Here is a 14,662-nt window from a genome sequence, read left to right as displayed (position 1 = left end):
CGACACACGATTGGATGTGAGGTAGAGCCGGTCATCGCCGACCTCGCGGGTAATTGCCAGGACAGGGATTGCACGACGTTTGTCACTCCACACGGAGGAGAGCTACTATGTATGCGTCCCTTGTCGATCAGTTTCACTGGCCGATGGCATTGGAAATCTGGCCGCCGTATGTAATCCCATTCTTGGGCATATACATCTGGACTCGCAGGAATGAGAGGGACAAGCGGCAGCGCACAGCGAGGCCTGATGCTCATGATTTCGACAGGGGATCATGGCTGTTCATCGATTATGGATCAAAGGCGGCGCGCCTCGTTGCACTTGTGACAGCATTTGTCACGCCTCCTTGGGTCGGTGGATCTGCGCAGCTGCTGATGTATACCATAGGTCTGGTTGCGATGGCCGCCGGCACGTATTTGCGACGAAAGTGCTTTATAGCACTCGGAGAGGATTTCACGTTCTCCGTCACGGTGTCGGCCGCACAACCGATCGTGCAAACAGGCGCATATCGATGGGTACGGCATCCGTCATACACAGGAGGCCTGCTTTACAACATCGGGATTGGACTGGTCCTGACAAATCTGCTGAGCACGATAGTGCTCGCCCTGACGATGTCGGCGGTCTATGCCTTTCGAGTAATGGTCGAGGAAAAGGCGCTTCTCACCCAACACGGCGAGAGCTATCGGCAATATATGCGAAGCACCAAGCGCTTTGTGCCCTTCCTTTTTTGAACTCACCGGACGCCGCTAGCGTCTAACTGCAGGCCAAGAGCACGGAAACTGGATCGATCAGGCTCGTCCGAAACCTACTTCAACGACCGGATCCCGACGTCACGCGACGGCTGCCTGACGATATCCTCACCGCACAGACTCTGCCGCGATGCGTGCATCAATGATGAGTCATTCCAAGTGCATCAAGAGTGAGCGGATCAAGCTCGCCCGTGCTACGATTCAGCTCCAGGCCCATGAACTCCGGCTGCTCCAGGCTCCAATACGCCCACGGCATCTGCCGCCGCTCAGCTGCCTCGCGGACCGTCTCGAGCCAATTGTAGCGCGACTTCGGGTCAACGTTTGGACGCATGACGCCGAATTCTCCTAGGAAAACCCTCTGCGGCGATACGCCGTAAGTTCTCGCCCAATCCAGATTCTTGTCAAACACGCGCTCGATGTCGGCCACACTCGAGAATTGTCGCAAGTCGGAAACGGCCACGTCGATTCCATGCTCGGCCCGCAACCGGGTTTGCAGGTCGCCAATCTTTTCGGCCTCCAGCCCCGCACGTGCGCGGCCTTCCACGTCTGCGAGGCCGATGGAATCCAGCGGAAAGGGCACGTTGTTCACGAACCGGGTCGATGCCAGAATATCGCTGCGATCGAACGCGCCCTGCTGGGTAAAGCCATGCGGCGAATAGAAATGAAAGGTGAAGTAGACGTTCCTCCCGGGATAATTGGAAGGATCGAGCGCCATCAGTTCAAGTCCGCAGCAATTGCAACAGCCCGTCACCATCACAGTCAGCTCCGGCGCAATGCTGCGGATGGAATCGAAATAGCTCTTTTGCGCGAGCTGCCAAAGGGCGATCTCGCTTTCGCTCCAGTTGTTCGTGGTTGGCTCGTTCAGGATTTCGAGGACGACCTTGTCCCGCGGTAGGCGCGACAAGTTCGCGGCAGTCCGCATTAGGACCTCGCGAAAGGCGTCGACGAGCGGCTGGCCCGGGCCGCGCGTGAAAGCTACAGGCGGGAACCGCGGGTCCTGGCTGGTTGGATGAAAGTCGACAATGACGGTGAATCCGGCAGCGATTAGTTGCGATACGCGATCGACCATGATGGCATCGAGCTCAGGACGCTGCTCCGCATTCGCCGACAGAAAGATACCGAGCCCGACCGTCAGCCTCACGGTATCGAAACCGACTTGTTTCAACCGGGCCAGCTTATCTTGGCGCAGAGCGTAGGGCGCGGCGGCGAACGGAGGCCAGACGTACGAGGGCTGTGGCCCCCGCGTCATCTGAGGCCAGTTCATCACTCCGTGAATAGAGATGCCCCGCCCTACTCGGGCTTCTGGCAACAACTCCGTTCCGTATGCCGTTACGGCCGAGATCACGATTGCAACCAAGCCGGCGAAGGGCCCCTTCAGTTTTCGCATTTCCCGCTCTCCCGCTTGCTGTCGCCGACATCTTGCTACTCCCCTGAAGACTCGACGTAACAAGGCGGCTTGGCGATTGGTTCCAAAGGCTGTCGACCGAGTGTCTCCTGCTTTCCACGCCGCTGCCCCAGCGCAAGCACCAACTCTTGATCTCAACAGTTCCGTAGTGCACGATCTAAACACTTCCGTGGTGCACGCTTTGAAGCCTCAGCAGAGGTCAGCGCGAAATGGCAGTCAGGAATCTCTTGATCGACGCCAAGGAGAACATCAAGGATGTTTTCTCGCTTGGTCCGCAATTTTTGTTTCGCCATCTTAATCACGCGCAGGCACGAAGTGTATCGATCGCCGGCTACGGCAATATTCATTTGCGCCCAGGCCAGAGCGACTGCGCCGTGATAAGGCAGGTCTTCCGTGAACGGCAATATGATGTCGGCACCACCGCGGGAATTAACGAGCGCATTTGGCGCCGCTATACAGAAATCCTGCAACGTGGCGAGATCCCGACAATTGTCGACGCGGGTGCGAATATAGGAGCCGCATCCCTGTGGTTCTTGAGCACATACCCGCGAGCCGCGGTTGTTGCCATAGAACCGGAACCTGACAATCTCGCTATGCTGCGACTGAATGCGCATGGGAAAGAGCGTTTGTCCGTGATTGGCGCGGCGGTTGGATCCACCGAAGGATTTGTTTCAATCAAGAGCGACGGCCTTCACTGGGCCACACAGACGATCAGAGCACAAACTGGAGTGCCGATCATAACGATGGACAACGCGTTTCGTTCAGTGGAACACGGCGTGCCCTTCATCGCCAAGATCGATATCGAAGGATTCGAGAAGGACCTGTTCTCCGAAAATCTGGACTGGTTGAACGATGTTTATGTCGTCTATGTCGAACCACACGATTGGATGCTGCCAGGCCAAATGACCAGCAAGCCGTTTCAGCGTGCAATGGCACAGCAGCCGTTCGAGATCCTGATTAGCGGTGACAATCTGGCGTTCATTCGCGTATAGCTTGTCGTCGCCTGCCTTGCGCGTATCCTTCGCACGAACCGTTGGCCACCTCACTCGAAAACGCTCCAGCGCTTCGGATGATTGATCATTGCCCGCAAGTCCTCACCACCAGAGGCGCTTTTCCGCGCGCGGTGCGCTGCAGGCGGTCAACTACAACAATGTCGATCTTCATGCTTGCGGGAATCTTCTGTCGGGCCTTCTTCATGATCAACCTCTCCGTCTGCTCCGAATAGGTCGCCAAGGGCACCACATGAATTTTGACGTGAAAGCGCGAAGGTTGAAGAACCTGCATTTGCGCCACGTCGGGCACGCCGCGCGGTATATGATTTATCCCAATCAGATGCCCGCCTTCCGGCGACACCAGATAGTCCGATTGCCGGCCGGAAATGCCGGCATGAGGACGGATTCCAAGTGCAACCTCTTCGATCCCCGCCTCGCCTTCGTCTTTCGGTATGCGGACGAGATCGCCGGTGGCGTAGCGCACGAGCGGTTGCGCAGCGTTCCAATAGGATGTCCCAATGATCTCATGCAGTCCGTACATTTCGTCATCGTAGGAGTGGCGGAGCTCTACACGCCCGTAGACCGGCACAAAATAATGGCTCTTGCCATCGATCGAATAGGAAAGGCAGACGCGCTCTGCCTGCCCGTAGTAGTCGAGAACCGGAACCTTGAAGGCGCGAGCGGCTTCGGAATGTAGTTCCGGTGTTAGAACTTCGGACGACGAAACGACAATCTTGAGCCCGGGAATGACCAACGACGTCGATCCAGCCAGACGGTACAGGGCTTCAAGCGAACTCGGATATGCCCATAGAATGTCCGGGCGAAATTCCTTGAGGGCCTCAATGTAGTCAGCCACCGTGGCCGCATGAAGGTGGTTGGACGAGAGCGCCAGATAACTTCCGCCATGCTGATGCTGCCAAAAAGGCGGCGTCATGTCGGACGGATCCTTGATCGTGTCGCCGCGCAGTACCGCGGTCCGGGCGCTCCGCCAGTCGACGCCTCCATGCCGCTCTATGAGATGATCCAGCACGGCCTGCTCGAACACGACGGAAGACCACGAGCGCCGCAGCGCGATCGGAACGCCCGTGCTTCCGCCGGTTTCGGCCCCGATCGTCGGAAGCCATGCACGTTGGGGCAATGTAGATCCCTCATCTCGCAGAACGTCCTTTTCGAGGATCGGCCACCTCTCGTAGAAACTATCCGCGCCGCGAGTCCGTGCGTAAACCGACGTTCGGGCTTGCCGCATAGTCCGCGCTGTCAGCCGGTCACGGGTTGAGAGGCGCGCGGCCGGTGAAGCGTCCTCCGACTGGGAGAGAAGTCCCCGAAACCGCGGGTAAATCCCCGGCGTGCGGCGGAGCAGCACGTCGCCAAACCGAGTGGCCTTCAAACCGAACACGTCATGCCATCGCATTCGGTTTGATTCCTGCTCTTGCTGACCGGGCACGTCGTCGCCGCTGTTCTACGAACTGGCGCTGTACCCAATAGCCGCACAACGCAATGGCAGCCGGGATCATGTTCTTTGCGCCAAATCCGAGCGTGGTTGTCGCAATCACGACCAGTATGACGACGAAGGTCAGGCTGTGACGCATGGCGGGCGCGTGCACGATGAGCAGACAGATGGCCATCATCAGAGCCGCCGGGAAGCCAGCCTGCAAGATCACGCTCACAAGGGCATTCTCTATCAGTTGGTCACCAGTCATCTGGGTCGCAAGGAACTTGCCAACGTCATACCCATCGACGCCGTTCCAGAACTGGTGTCCGTTCAGCAGGTGTATCGTGTCCAAGATGGTATAGCGCGATTGTGCGCTCTGGTCCCAGATCCCCAGTGCGACGATGCGATCGAAAGCGTCGGACGAGAATGCCACTAAGATGGCAACGGGTGCGAGCAAGACGAGCCCAAAATCGAGCACGTAGTCAGATATGCGTCTTCTCGGGACGGCAGGGGTGATGATATTCATCAGGAAAATCAGCCCGCCCACCAGTAGCGGCCCGCGCACACGACATAGCGCAATGCCCACCAGAAAGAGCAGCATAAGCACGCGCATCATCCCGGAGGAGACCACGCCGCGCGAGGTCAAGAACATGGCGCAATAGAACAGTGAGCCCGCCATGATCGGATGTGCAAACAGACCCGCCGGCCGGAAAAATGGCTCATAGCCCTCGCGTGGCAGCAAAGCTCTTTGTGAAGCGAACTCAATGGCCACAATGAAGACGTTAACTGCCGCCAGCGCGATGAACAGCTTGAGCAGCGAGCGCACTCGCTCTGTAGGAAGCCGCGACAGTGCCAGCAGCAGGATAGCAGGCACGAGGTAGATATCGATAAAGGTCGCCGCCAACGCGCCCTTCCCCCGCATCGCTAGCCACAAAATCAAGGAAGCCAGAATTCCGATGCCCCAGGTGAGATGCCCAACCGGCACTTGCCATCCGACCGCATAGTCCTCCCAGACGAGCAGGAGCAGAAGGGGTGCCAGCCAACTGGCCGGATGAAATTTGGCCAAGAAGTTGCCGCCGGACACAGCGTAGGGCATGAACAGGTCGAGACTCGGCGTACCCAATGTGAAAGTCAGCAGTATCGTTGCGCCGCATAGCCAGGCGATTAACGGCTCGAGGTCCATAACGCGTGCGGGATACGAACGGGGGGCGGTGGTAATGACCTGCATCAGCTCGCCTCCACAAGCCGAAAGGTCTCTGCGGCCGCGTGGTCCCACGAATAGAGCCGCGCGTTGGCGGACGCAGCCCGGCTCAACCGTGCGCGCAAGGCGGGATCACTCAACAGCTTTCGCATGCATGCCAGCAGCATGTCTGGATCGTGAGGATCGAAGAACAGGGCAGCTTCGCCTGACACCTCCCGCAAGACTGGAAGATCGGAGGCGATCACCGGCACGCCGAACGCGTGAGCTTCGAGCACTGGAAGGCAAAAGCCCTCTTTCCAGGAAGGTACAATGAGTGCCAACGCGCTCCGGTAGGCCCTGCGGAGTTCCGCCTCGGGCAGCGAGCCCAGTGGGTTGAAGCCGCGGGGCGCGCCATGCCGTGCGATCCACTCCTTGATGATGCCTGCCGGGTCCCAGCCGATCCAGTCCACCTCTATGTCTGGGTCGGCGCGCCGCAGCGCCTCGAGCAGGCATTCGATGTTCTTGGTCGGTTGGATATTGGCCACAAACAGGAAACGTGCAGGATCAGCCGATTTCAACGCGTCCTCGGGTGTAAACTTGGACGCTTCCTTTATGACGCACATCTTGTCGGCGGCGAATGGTAGCAACCTTCGCGCTTCCGTCGCAGTGCTGGCGGAAACACAAATAATTCCCCGCGACACCAACGCCAGCCAGCGCCACAGCGCGTGGGCATAGACGACTGTACGCCACGGACGGAAGCGTCGCTCGACGTCGTAGAGATCGTGCAAGGTCACGAATTGGTCGAGCACCGGGAACAGCGCGCCCGCCGCCGTCGCACTTACATAGCAGCCGCAACCTTTCAGGCGCGCACGTGAGCAGGCCACATCATGGATAATGAGGCTGTAGAGCTTGTAGGGGAAGCCGCGCGGACAGGCCGGGAGCATCACCCATTCAACATTGCAATCGCCAGCAATTCTGGCAAAAAGCTCCCGCCGCGCATTCGTCAGCAGGACAAGCGGCGGGCGCTCGCGCGGCCGAGCCATTGCCTCGAACAAGCTTTCCGCGTAGCTGGAAATCCCCGTGACCCGATCGGGGTTTGGCGTGATGAAGGAAATGGCGACGTTGTTGCCCTTCGGTTGCTCCAGGATTCGCGCAAGAAGGAGCGACACTCCCGCTGCCAGTACACCAATCATCGTCAGAACCCCGAGCAGAACGGTACTAGGAAGCACATCGTCCAGAGCCACCTCGAGGCCTGCTCCTACGGCCCAGACACCGAGGCCCGCGCCCGTTGCCACGAGGATCGACGGCCAGGGAATCCGAACGGGCATGAGAGACCAGGTCGACGCAATGCTCACCATCAACGCTGCCATGCTGCCGCTGGCGAACATCACGGCCGCGCCCAGGGCCGGTCTAGACGGAATCAGGATAAGACCGACGGCGGCCGATACGGCAACACTTGCTATGCAGCTCGGAAGCTGGCGTAGATTGCGCAATTGCATGTGGAAAACATTGTCGTAGACGAAATTCTTGATATTGAGCGTGATCGCCCCGAACGCGATCCACGGAATTGCGGTCACGAAAGTGTCCAGATAAGCGGGCGGAAAGAGAATGCGGGCAATGACGTCTCGCGATGCGATCAGAATGCCCGCGGCCGGCAAAGCGATCGCCAGAATGCAGGCCATTTGTCGCGATAGCAGGCTGCCGGCCTCCTGACGCCGTCCCGCGTTGAACATCGAGGACAACTGTACGAAAGTCCCGATATTGAAAGCCGCTGCGATAACGTCGAACCCGTTCCTCCCGACCGTGTAGGCCGCAGCGTAAAAGCCGAGCATGGCCGCGTCGTGATATGATTTCAGCAGAACCTTATCGAGACTAGCGGCGACCTGCGACAGGAGAGCAAGCACGACCATCGGAGCCGCAAATGAAAACAGGACGCGGGCCGCTATTTGCTCAATTCGCGCCGCATTGGTGCGCCGAAAGCCAGTCGCGACCGCGATCCAACCGATCCCAAGATTGACGACGCTCGCGGAGAGCGAGGTAATCAGGAAGTCACCGGTTGCAATCATGGCGATGATCGCCGCCACAAGCACGAGGACAGCGCGACTACCTTCCAGCATCGACGCAGTGCGTCCGCTTTCCATTGTTTGGTGAAGCGTTACGCCGAAGCGAACCACCGCCGCCGCGGCGATATACACCGCCACTGCCACACCGACCGCCATGACGTTTTCAGCAGCGAGCAGCCAAGCTGCCGCCGCGGAGAGCGCGATTGCGACAAGCGTGCAAACTGCCGAAAGTCGTGCGACCTTGCTGGCGAAGGCGCGCGGCAGATTCCCCCCGTGGGCGCCGAACCGCGCCAACGCCAGACGCGTCCAGTTCGTCGTTGTGGTCTCGGCGAGCTCGCCAATGATGATGACCAAGGAAAAATATCCGAACTGCTTCGAGGCCAGAAGATGCGTGCCCGCGACCATCGTCAGGAATGCGACCGCCCTCATCAGGAACGTGGACGGCAAGTAGACGAAAAAGGATTTGATCATGGTCGGCGGCGTTGTATCAGGTCGCGGACTTCCCCCAGCTGACATCCGGCGACCAGGAAAACTATGTTCTTGAGCTGCTTCCATGCCCCATGGTGGCGGGCCCGCCAGAACTTCGCCGTGCCCTGCCGACGGCAGAGTGTCCATGAAAACTCCGGATAGGCGCGCTCTACGAGCTTAAAGTAGAGAATGTTTCGCCATCCATACGCACTTATCAGATCGTGCCACGAGGTGGGCGAAGCATGACGCGCGTCCAGCCAGGCATAGAGATGGCGGGCGTGATCAAGCGCATAGTTATTGTTGTGGTACAACCTCGCTCGATCGCATCCGCCCGATGTGGACACATTTCCTCCATGCACACCATAGCAGCCGAGCACCGCCGGGAGACTCACGACAGCGTCGGTCGAAGCGGCTGCCCAGGACAAATAACCGTCGCAAAAGGAGCTGGAAGCACTCACGAACTGAAAGGCGCTTCTCAGAAATTCGGTCCGGTAGGCATTGCCAGACGTGGGTGGCGACGGGATGTAACCGTGGAGCAGGACAAATCTGGACAGGTCTGCCGTTTGGAATGGTTCGTTTGGGAAGACTCCGACGGCGCGGCCGTTCGTATCGATCATCGCCAGCCGATACATCACCGCATTCGGCGTAGTTCTTGCGGCGGCCTTCGCGACAGTCTCGCACGCGTCCGGGACGAGCCAGTCGTCCGCGTCCAGAATGATCGTGTAGTCGCCCTCGACATAGGGCAAGGCGTGCGCAATAGCAGAATTCTGCCCGCCGTTCTGCTTGCGCAAGAAAAGATATCTACGGGCGGAATAGCGCTGCGCAACTTCTACCGAGGCGTCCGTCGATCCGTCGTCAACGACGATGATCTGGACAAGCCGCCAAGTCTGACTGAACGCGGATTCGATCGACCGTGCCAAGAAGGCGGCGTAATTGTAGTTATTGATAAGGATCGTGATTGACAGGGGACGATCAGCCGGCATCTTCCGCCTCCTCTGTTCGCCCATAAACCTGCTCCAGGTCAGCACGCCGCCCGCTCCCCTCACCTGGGTACGCGCGTTTGCGTCCGACAACATAAACGCACGGCAGCAGGCGCTCCTTGAGGACTGGCGCCAACGCGAGTAGTCCGAATAAGTGCCGCTGGCTTGCGTAGACCGCGCCGTAATAGTCATCACTGACGGCTTGGGCCGTACCAAAGTGAATCTGACAGCGGAGCAGAAGTTCGTCTGCATAGAAGCCCGCATGGGCGCCGTAGATGTTCTCCCACCGCCCACGAAGACGGCACGAGTAGTCGGCAAGATTCCATGCAAGCTTGTTCCGCCAGGAGGTGTCTGATCCGAGATAGCCGATCAATCGTTTCTTGTTCGGCGTTCCGACGCAGAACGCCCCACCTGGCGCCAAGACACGCGACATTTCTGCTAACGCCTGCTCCGCGTCGGGCATATGCTCAAGTGCGTGAAAGGAGTAGACGAAATCGAACGAACCGTCGCGGAACGCCAATTTCTGCGCATCCATGATCAGGAGCCTCGCGGGTCGCGCACCCGGGTGATCGAAAGCGAACTGACAGCCGATATCGATCCCGATCGTGTAGGAGTTGGGGTAGTGCCTGGCCAGTGTACCCGCCTCCTGTCCGGTTCCACAGCCGACAACCAGGATTCGCGACGGATTGGGCGACAGACGCTGCTCGACCACGGAAATAAGAGCTCGCGTCTTCGACTCGGAGATCTCGCTTACGGAAGCACTCACGATGCACTCCTAGATCCAGGTGCCTTGTGCAGCCGCGCCACGCGCATTTTCATGGTATGTCGTCTCGCTTCCCTCTGGTGCGACACAACAAGCGGTTATGACGGTCCGGACGTAAGGTTGTTCGTGCGGTGCCGAGTTGAACGTAGCTCCGACACGGAGCTGATCGAGCGCCTCATCCCGGCAGTTGAACGCGGGTGAGTGCATGGCTGGCATTCTTGCCCAACCCAAGTGGGAACTTCCCAAGCAAAAGGATAGGACCCGACCGGACTTCGTCCTTATGTCGGCGCGATCGCCATTGAGCCGTATTACGACATGCGGCGCCAGCCGGAACCCGATCGACCAGCGCAAAGGCCTCTTGCTTGGACGGCCGATGAGGCGATCCTCGATCACCAGCATGTTACGCTCGAAGACGAGGCCACGCCGATGGATAACTCCGAACCGATGGAAGTAACCGTCATGCTCACCTATGAGGCCGCTTGCGGTCCGCTCGATCACCAGCGTCCGGGCGTGGCTCGACCAATTGAAGGGACCGGCGATGACGCTCTGGTCGGCACCCTCGACCTCCAGCGTGTTGTGGGCGACCGTCCCGCGGAACAGGTCCCGGTCCGCTCCGCCGGAGTGATAGAGGTAAGTCCCGGCATCAACCAAGATCGGTTCGTCACCCCAGTGCAGCCAGATCGCCAGCGCGTCGGCATGGCCATGCGCCGCGATCGGCCCGAACCCGAGCGGTCCATGGTCGAAAACAGCGACGAGCGAGCCGTGCGGCGTGCCGGTGCGCGCAACGGTGTAGCCGCCCTGCCCGAATACCTTGATCCGCGTAGTACTCGCGCCGAGATCGTCGGCGAGCGCGCACTCCGGCTTGACCGCGGCGCTCGCGTTTGCACGCCTGGGCATCAATCGGTCCCTCAAGTGCGGGTCAGACGACGGTGGCTGCAGGGCCGGGTCACTCAACATGCGCGCTAGCAGCGCCACGACCGATGCGACGTAGCGGTCCTCGCGATGCAGGCGGGACGCGAGCACGCGACCTTCGTCGTCATCTCCGATGCGTGGCAGGCGGCCGCCGTCGTCCATCATCCAGCGCAGGTGGCTCGCAGCGGCATGCAGGCGTGAGCGAAAGGTCGGGGAAAACGGCGTTCCCCTCTCTTCGGCCGCAAGGCTCGCCAGCGCGAACCATTCCAACGAATAGGCCGCGTAGGTCGGCGACTGCTCCGCGCCAACTCCGTCAGGGTAGAACAAGTCGAGCATCGCCTGTTCCAGGTCCCTCTGGCTTTCGGCCAGGTAGCGCCTCGCACCCGGCAGACCGGGCGCGCAGGTGCCCGCGAGAAGCAACGCCGCAAGCTCGGCAACGCGATGATTGTTTGCCGACGAGTGCAACGACGGATATCGAGCTATCCAGTAGACGTGCGCCGACAGGAAACGGCGTGCCAGCGGATCGAGCCGACGGCGCAGTTTAGTGTCGACCGAAGCCAGCACGACCAGAAGCGACGCGACCCGCGATGCGGCCTCTAAGCCGCTCGTCCAGTTGATCCCCTCAAATGGAGGATTTGCTTGCATCCAGGATTCCATGATGTCCGGCACGGAGCCGTGCGCGCCCGCAGCGGCGAGCACCTGGAGAATCTGCAGACGATTAAGTTCCCAGACGAACTTTACATCCCCCCGCCGCCGCTCGTGGCGGTACGGGATCTGGAATGAGAAGGTCCCGGCACCTGGCCACAGATCGCCTGATACAGGATCGCGATGCCAGATGCCGCGCTGCGCGTACCATGGGCGATCACCCGCGGGCAGCCGCCATTGCTGGCCAAGCAAACAGAAGTTCCCGGCATCAATGCCAGCAACTTCCTGGTGGACACCGGCACCTGCCACAGGCACGAGCCCGGGCAGTCCATCCAGCGGTCCTTCCAATCCAGAGAACCGATCCCAGCCGAAGTTCCGCCTTGCATCGCTCAAGCGCTTTGAGAGTTCGACTGCCCGATGCGCGATTTCAGGCCCGGACATGCGCCCGAGCCGGCGCGCGTACCACAGGAATTGCGAACGCCCTCTCATTCATTCGTTCCACGAGACCGGCGCACCGACGCCAACTCCGGCTCGGCCGCGAAGAGCGCATCATAGGCGGCGAGAAGCTTCGGTGCCTCATGCGACCATGATAGTTCGCTCAGCACTCGCTTCCGTCCTATCGCGCCCATTGCACTTCGCCGATCCGGATCGTCCACCAACTCCAGAATCTTCTCGCCGAAATCTGCGACATCAGTATTGCGCGCATAGAGCGACGACTCCTGAGCCGAAACGCGCCCCTCCTTGAGGTCGAACTGGACTATGGGCTTGCCCAGCGCCATGTATTCCATGACCTTGTTCATCGTCGACATGTCGTTCATCGGATTGGGGCGATCGGGATTGACGCACACGTCGGCCGTGGACAGGATGGTCATCAGCAGGTCATCATCGACGCGGCCGGTGAACGTCACGTAGTCCGATAAGCCAAGGTTCTGAGAGAGTTGCCGGACGGATTCCAGTTGCGGGCCCGCACCCACGATGACCAGCTGCACATCTTTGCGTCCCAGCTCCCGGACGATGTGATCCATCGCCCGAAGCAGGAGATCAATGCCCTCCTGCGCTCCGATCACTCCAACGTACGCCGCCATGTGGGCGCGCCGATTTCGCCATCCTTCGTCGATCGGGCGAGATCTCGCCCGATCGAGGTCCGGTCCCGACCGCACTGTGAACACGCGGTCCGCCGGCATACGCCCGCGCGTCATAGCGATCCGCCGATATGACTCGTTCGTCGCGATGGAGATGTCGGCGACCGCAAACGTCGATCGCTCCAGGAGCACGAGAAGCCGCCAGAGGATACCGCGCCGCGCGAACTTCGCTTCAAACAGCTCCGGGTTCACGTCATGATGATCGAACACGAATTTCTTGCCGAACACGAACTTGAAGACCGCGCCGACGACGAACAGCAGGTCAGGCGGGTTGCACGCGTGGATCGCGTCGAACCCCGTCGCACGAAACACCTTGAAGGCATACACGAACTCCCAGAACAGCGAGGTACCGTATTCCACGACGTAGGCCAACTTCCCGGCTGCTTCGAGCGGCAAAGGATGGCGATAGATCTGAATGCCGTCGATCACCTCCGCCGGTTCGCAGGCAAACGTGCCCCGCGGGCACACCACCGTGACTTCATAGCCGGCCGCCCGCAAAGTGCGGGCTTCAGCCCAGACCCGGCGGTCGAACGGCACCGGCAGGTTTTCGACCATCATCAGCACGCGCCGGCTTTCTCTCCAAGATGCATGCATGTCACCAGCACAGTCCCTGGTACGATCCGTTGCTTGAGCGCGAGCGATCGACCCTGACGAGATCGATCACGAGCTTGTCCTCGCTTCCAATCTGATCGAGCCGCTGGAATACACGGCTATTGCCAACAACGATAACTTCGCTCTCGGCGACGAGATCCTCGCTGCGTTCAAGCAGGAGATCAGCGATGTGCCGAAGGTGCTCCAGGAGATAGGCTCGGTTCGCTCCGTTCAGCGACGAAAGGCGAATGATCGGATCATAGATCTTCACCTGGTATCCGCGGCCGATGAGCCGCTCGGCCAATTGGACGAAAGGACTGGACCGTAGATCGTCAGTTTCCGGCTTGAAGCTCAGCCCGATGAAACCAATTCGGCGCTGACCGCTCTGCTCGATGACGCGATAGGCGGCCTCGAACTGATTTTCGTTTGCTCTCCACACGCCGTCCAGAACAGGCGTCTCGACCTCCAACATGTGCGCACAATAGCGCAGCGCGTGCAGGTCCTTCGGAAGGCAGGACCCCCCAAATGCAAATCCGGGCCTCAGATACGCCGCCGAGATGTTCAGTTTCGCGTCGGCACACAGGGCGTCCATCACGTCGAACGAGTCGACACCAAGAGCCTTCGATACCAAGCCGATCTCGTTGGCGAAGCTGATCTTCAAGGCATGCCACGCATTGTTGACGTACTTGACCGCCTCCGCCGCCCGAATGCTCATGAGCTGTGGCGTGACCGGCGTATGCGAGTGAAGCTTCAGCATTCGATCGCACGTGATGGAATCGTGAATTCCCAACACGACTGCACCAGGGTTGTCGTAGTCGGCGATCGCTGACCCTTCGCGCAGAAATTCCGGGTAATACGCCACACCGAAGCCGTCGCCTGCACTCTTGGTCGAGCACCTTTCGAACTCCGGAATGATCAGACTCTCCATGGTTCCTGGTAGAACCGTCGAGCGCACCACCACGGAATGAAAGTCATTCTTCTTCCTGAGGGCCACGCCGATCTGCTCCGACACATGGGCGACGTGGCTGGTGTTTAGGGAGCCGTTCGGCCGCGACGGCGTGCCTACGCACACGAACGACAGTTCCGTAGCAGCAATCGCTTCATCAGCACTACGAGTTGCCCGCAGTCGGCCGGCGGCCGCCGTCTTCGATATCAGTTCGTCCAACCGCGGCTCCACGATGGGAGACCGACCGCAGGCAATATCGTCGACTTTGTCGGGATTGATATCGACGGCGAAGACCTCATGTCCGTCTCGTGCGAGGCACGCCGCCGCGACTGCGCCGACATAACCGATTCCGAAGATGCTGATGTTCATGGTGTCCTTCCCAAGCCTCCGGTTCACA

The 14,662-nt window shown here is 59.8% G+C and carries 11 protein-coding genes; 2 read left to right on the top strand and 9 right to left on the bottom strand.

Annotation, left to right across the window (positions count from 1 at the left end):
* Positions 1-107: 107 nt before the first annotated feature.
* Positions 108-728, top strand: a complete 621-nt coding sequence (locus tag ACPPVR_RS16570; RefSeq protein ID WP_426615263.1) for a methyltransferase family protein — start codon at positions 108-110, stop codon at positions 726-728.
* A gap of 157 nt (positions 729-885) precedes the next feature.
* Here the strand turns inward: ACPPVR_RS16570 and ACPPVR_RS16565 are convergent, their stop codons facing one another.
* Positions 886-2,133 (bottom strand): glycoside hydrolase family 5 protein, encoded by a 1,248-nt coding sequence (locus tag ACPPVR_RS16565; protein WP_426615262.1) that lies wholly within the window; start codon positions 2,131-2,133, stop codon positions 886-888.
* A 245-nt stretch (positions 2,134-2,378) separates the two neighbouring features.
* Between ACPPVR_RS16565 and ACPPVR_RS16560 the strand changes: the two genes are divergently transcribed.
* Entirely contained in the window at positions 2,379-3,143 is a 765-nt protein-coding gene (locus tag ACPPVR_RS16560; RefSeq protein WP_426615261.1) for an FkbM family methyltransferase, read from the top strand.
* 85 nt (positions 3,144-3,228) lie between these two features.
* Here ACPPVR_RS16560 and ACPPVR_RS16555 read toward each other — a convergent pair whose 3' ends face one another.
* The 8 genes from ACPPVR_RS16555 to ACPPVR_RS16520 all read right to left on the bottom strand — a co-directional run bounded on the left by ACPPVR_RS16555 (position 3,229) and on the right by ACPPVR_RS16520 (position 14,634).
* Positions 3,229-4,281 (bottom strand): AMP-binding protein, encoded by a 1,053-nt coding sequence (locus ACPPVR_RS16555; protein WP_426615260.1) that lies wholly within the window; start codon positions 4,279-4,281, stop codon positions 3,229-3,231.
* Between the two features lie 259 nt (positions 4,282-4,540).
* Positions 4,541-5,803 (bottom strand): hypothetical protein, encoded by a 1,263-nt coding sequence (locus tag ACPPVR_RS16550; protein ID WP_426615259.1) that lies wholly within the window; start codon positions 5,801-5,803, stop codon positions 4,541-4,543.
* Complete coding sequence (locus ACPPVR_RS16545) at positions 5,803-8,289, bottom strand: glycosyltransferase (RefSeq protein ID WP_426615258.1); 2,487 nt, start codon at positions 8,287-8,289, stop codon at positions 5,803-5,805. Before ACPPVR_RS16545 ends, ACPPVR_RS16550 begins: the two co-directional genes overlap by 1 nt.
* On the bottom strand, positions 8,286-9,269 hold the full coding sequence (locus ACPPVR_RS16540; protein WP_426615257.1) for a glycosyltransferase family 2 protein: 984 nt from the start codon (positions 9,267-9,269) through the stop codon (positions 8,286-8,288). The genes ACPPVR_RS16545 and ACPPVR_RS16540 overlap by 4 nt, the downstream gene beginning before the upstream one ends.
* Positions 9,259-10,032 (bottom strand): class I SAM-dependent methyltransferase, encoded by a 774-nt coding sequence (locus tag ACPPVR_RS16535; protein WP_426615256.1) that lies wholly within the window; start codon positions 10,030-10,032, stop codon positions 9,259-9,261. Before ACPPVR_RS16535 ends, ACPPVR_RS16540 begins: the two co-directional genes overlap by 11 nt.
* Positions 10,033-10,041: 9 nt before the next feature.
* The gene (locus ACPPVR_RS16530; protein WP_426615255.1) at positions 10,042-12,027 is read right to left on the bottom strand and encodes a heparinase II/III family protein; all 1,986 of its coding nucleotides are present in this window, start codon (positions 12,025-12,027) and stop codon (positions 10,042-10,044) included.
* A gap of 44 nt (positions 12,028-12,071) precedes the next feature.
* Complete coding sequence (locus ACPPVR_RS16525; protein WP_426616123.1) at positions 12,072-13,286, bottom strand: glycosyltransferase family 4 protein; 1,215 nt, start codon at positions 13,284-13,286, stop codon at positions 12,072-12,074.
* A gap of 37 nt (positions 13,287-13,323) precedes the next feature.
* A complete protein-coding gene (locus ACPPVR_RS16520) occupies positions 13,324-14,634 on the bottom strand; it encodes a nucleotide sugar dehydrogenase (RefSeq protein ID WP_426615254.1) in 1,311 nt (436 codons plus the stop codon).
* Between the last annotated feature and the right edge of the window lie 28 nt (positions 14,635-14,662).

The organism is Bradyrhizobium sp. McL0616, from assembly GCF_049993385.1.
Taxonomy (GTDB): domain Bacteria; phylum Pseudomonadota; class Alphaproteobacteria; order Rhizobiales; family Xanthobacteraceae; genus Bradyrhizobium.
Note: the sequence above shows the minus strand (reverse complement) of the source record. Positions and strands in the feature narration are given on the sequence as shown.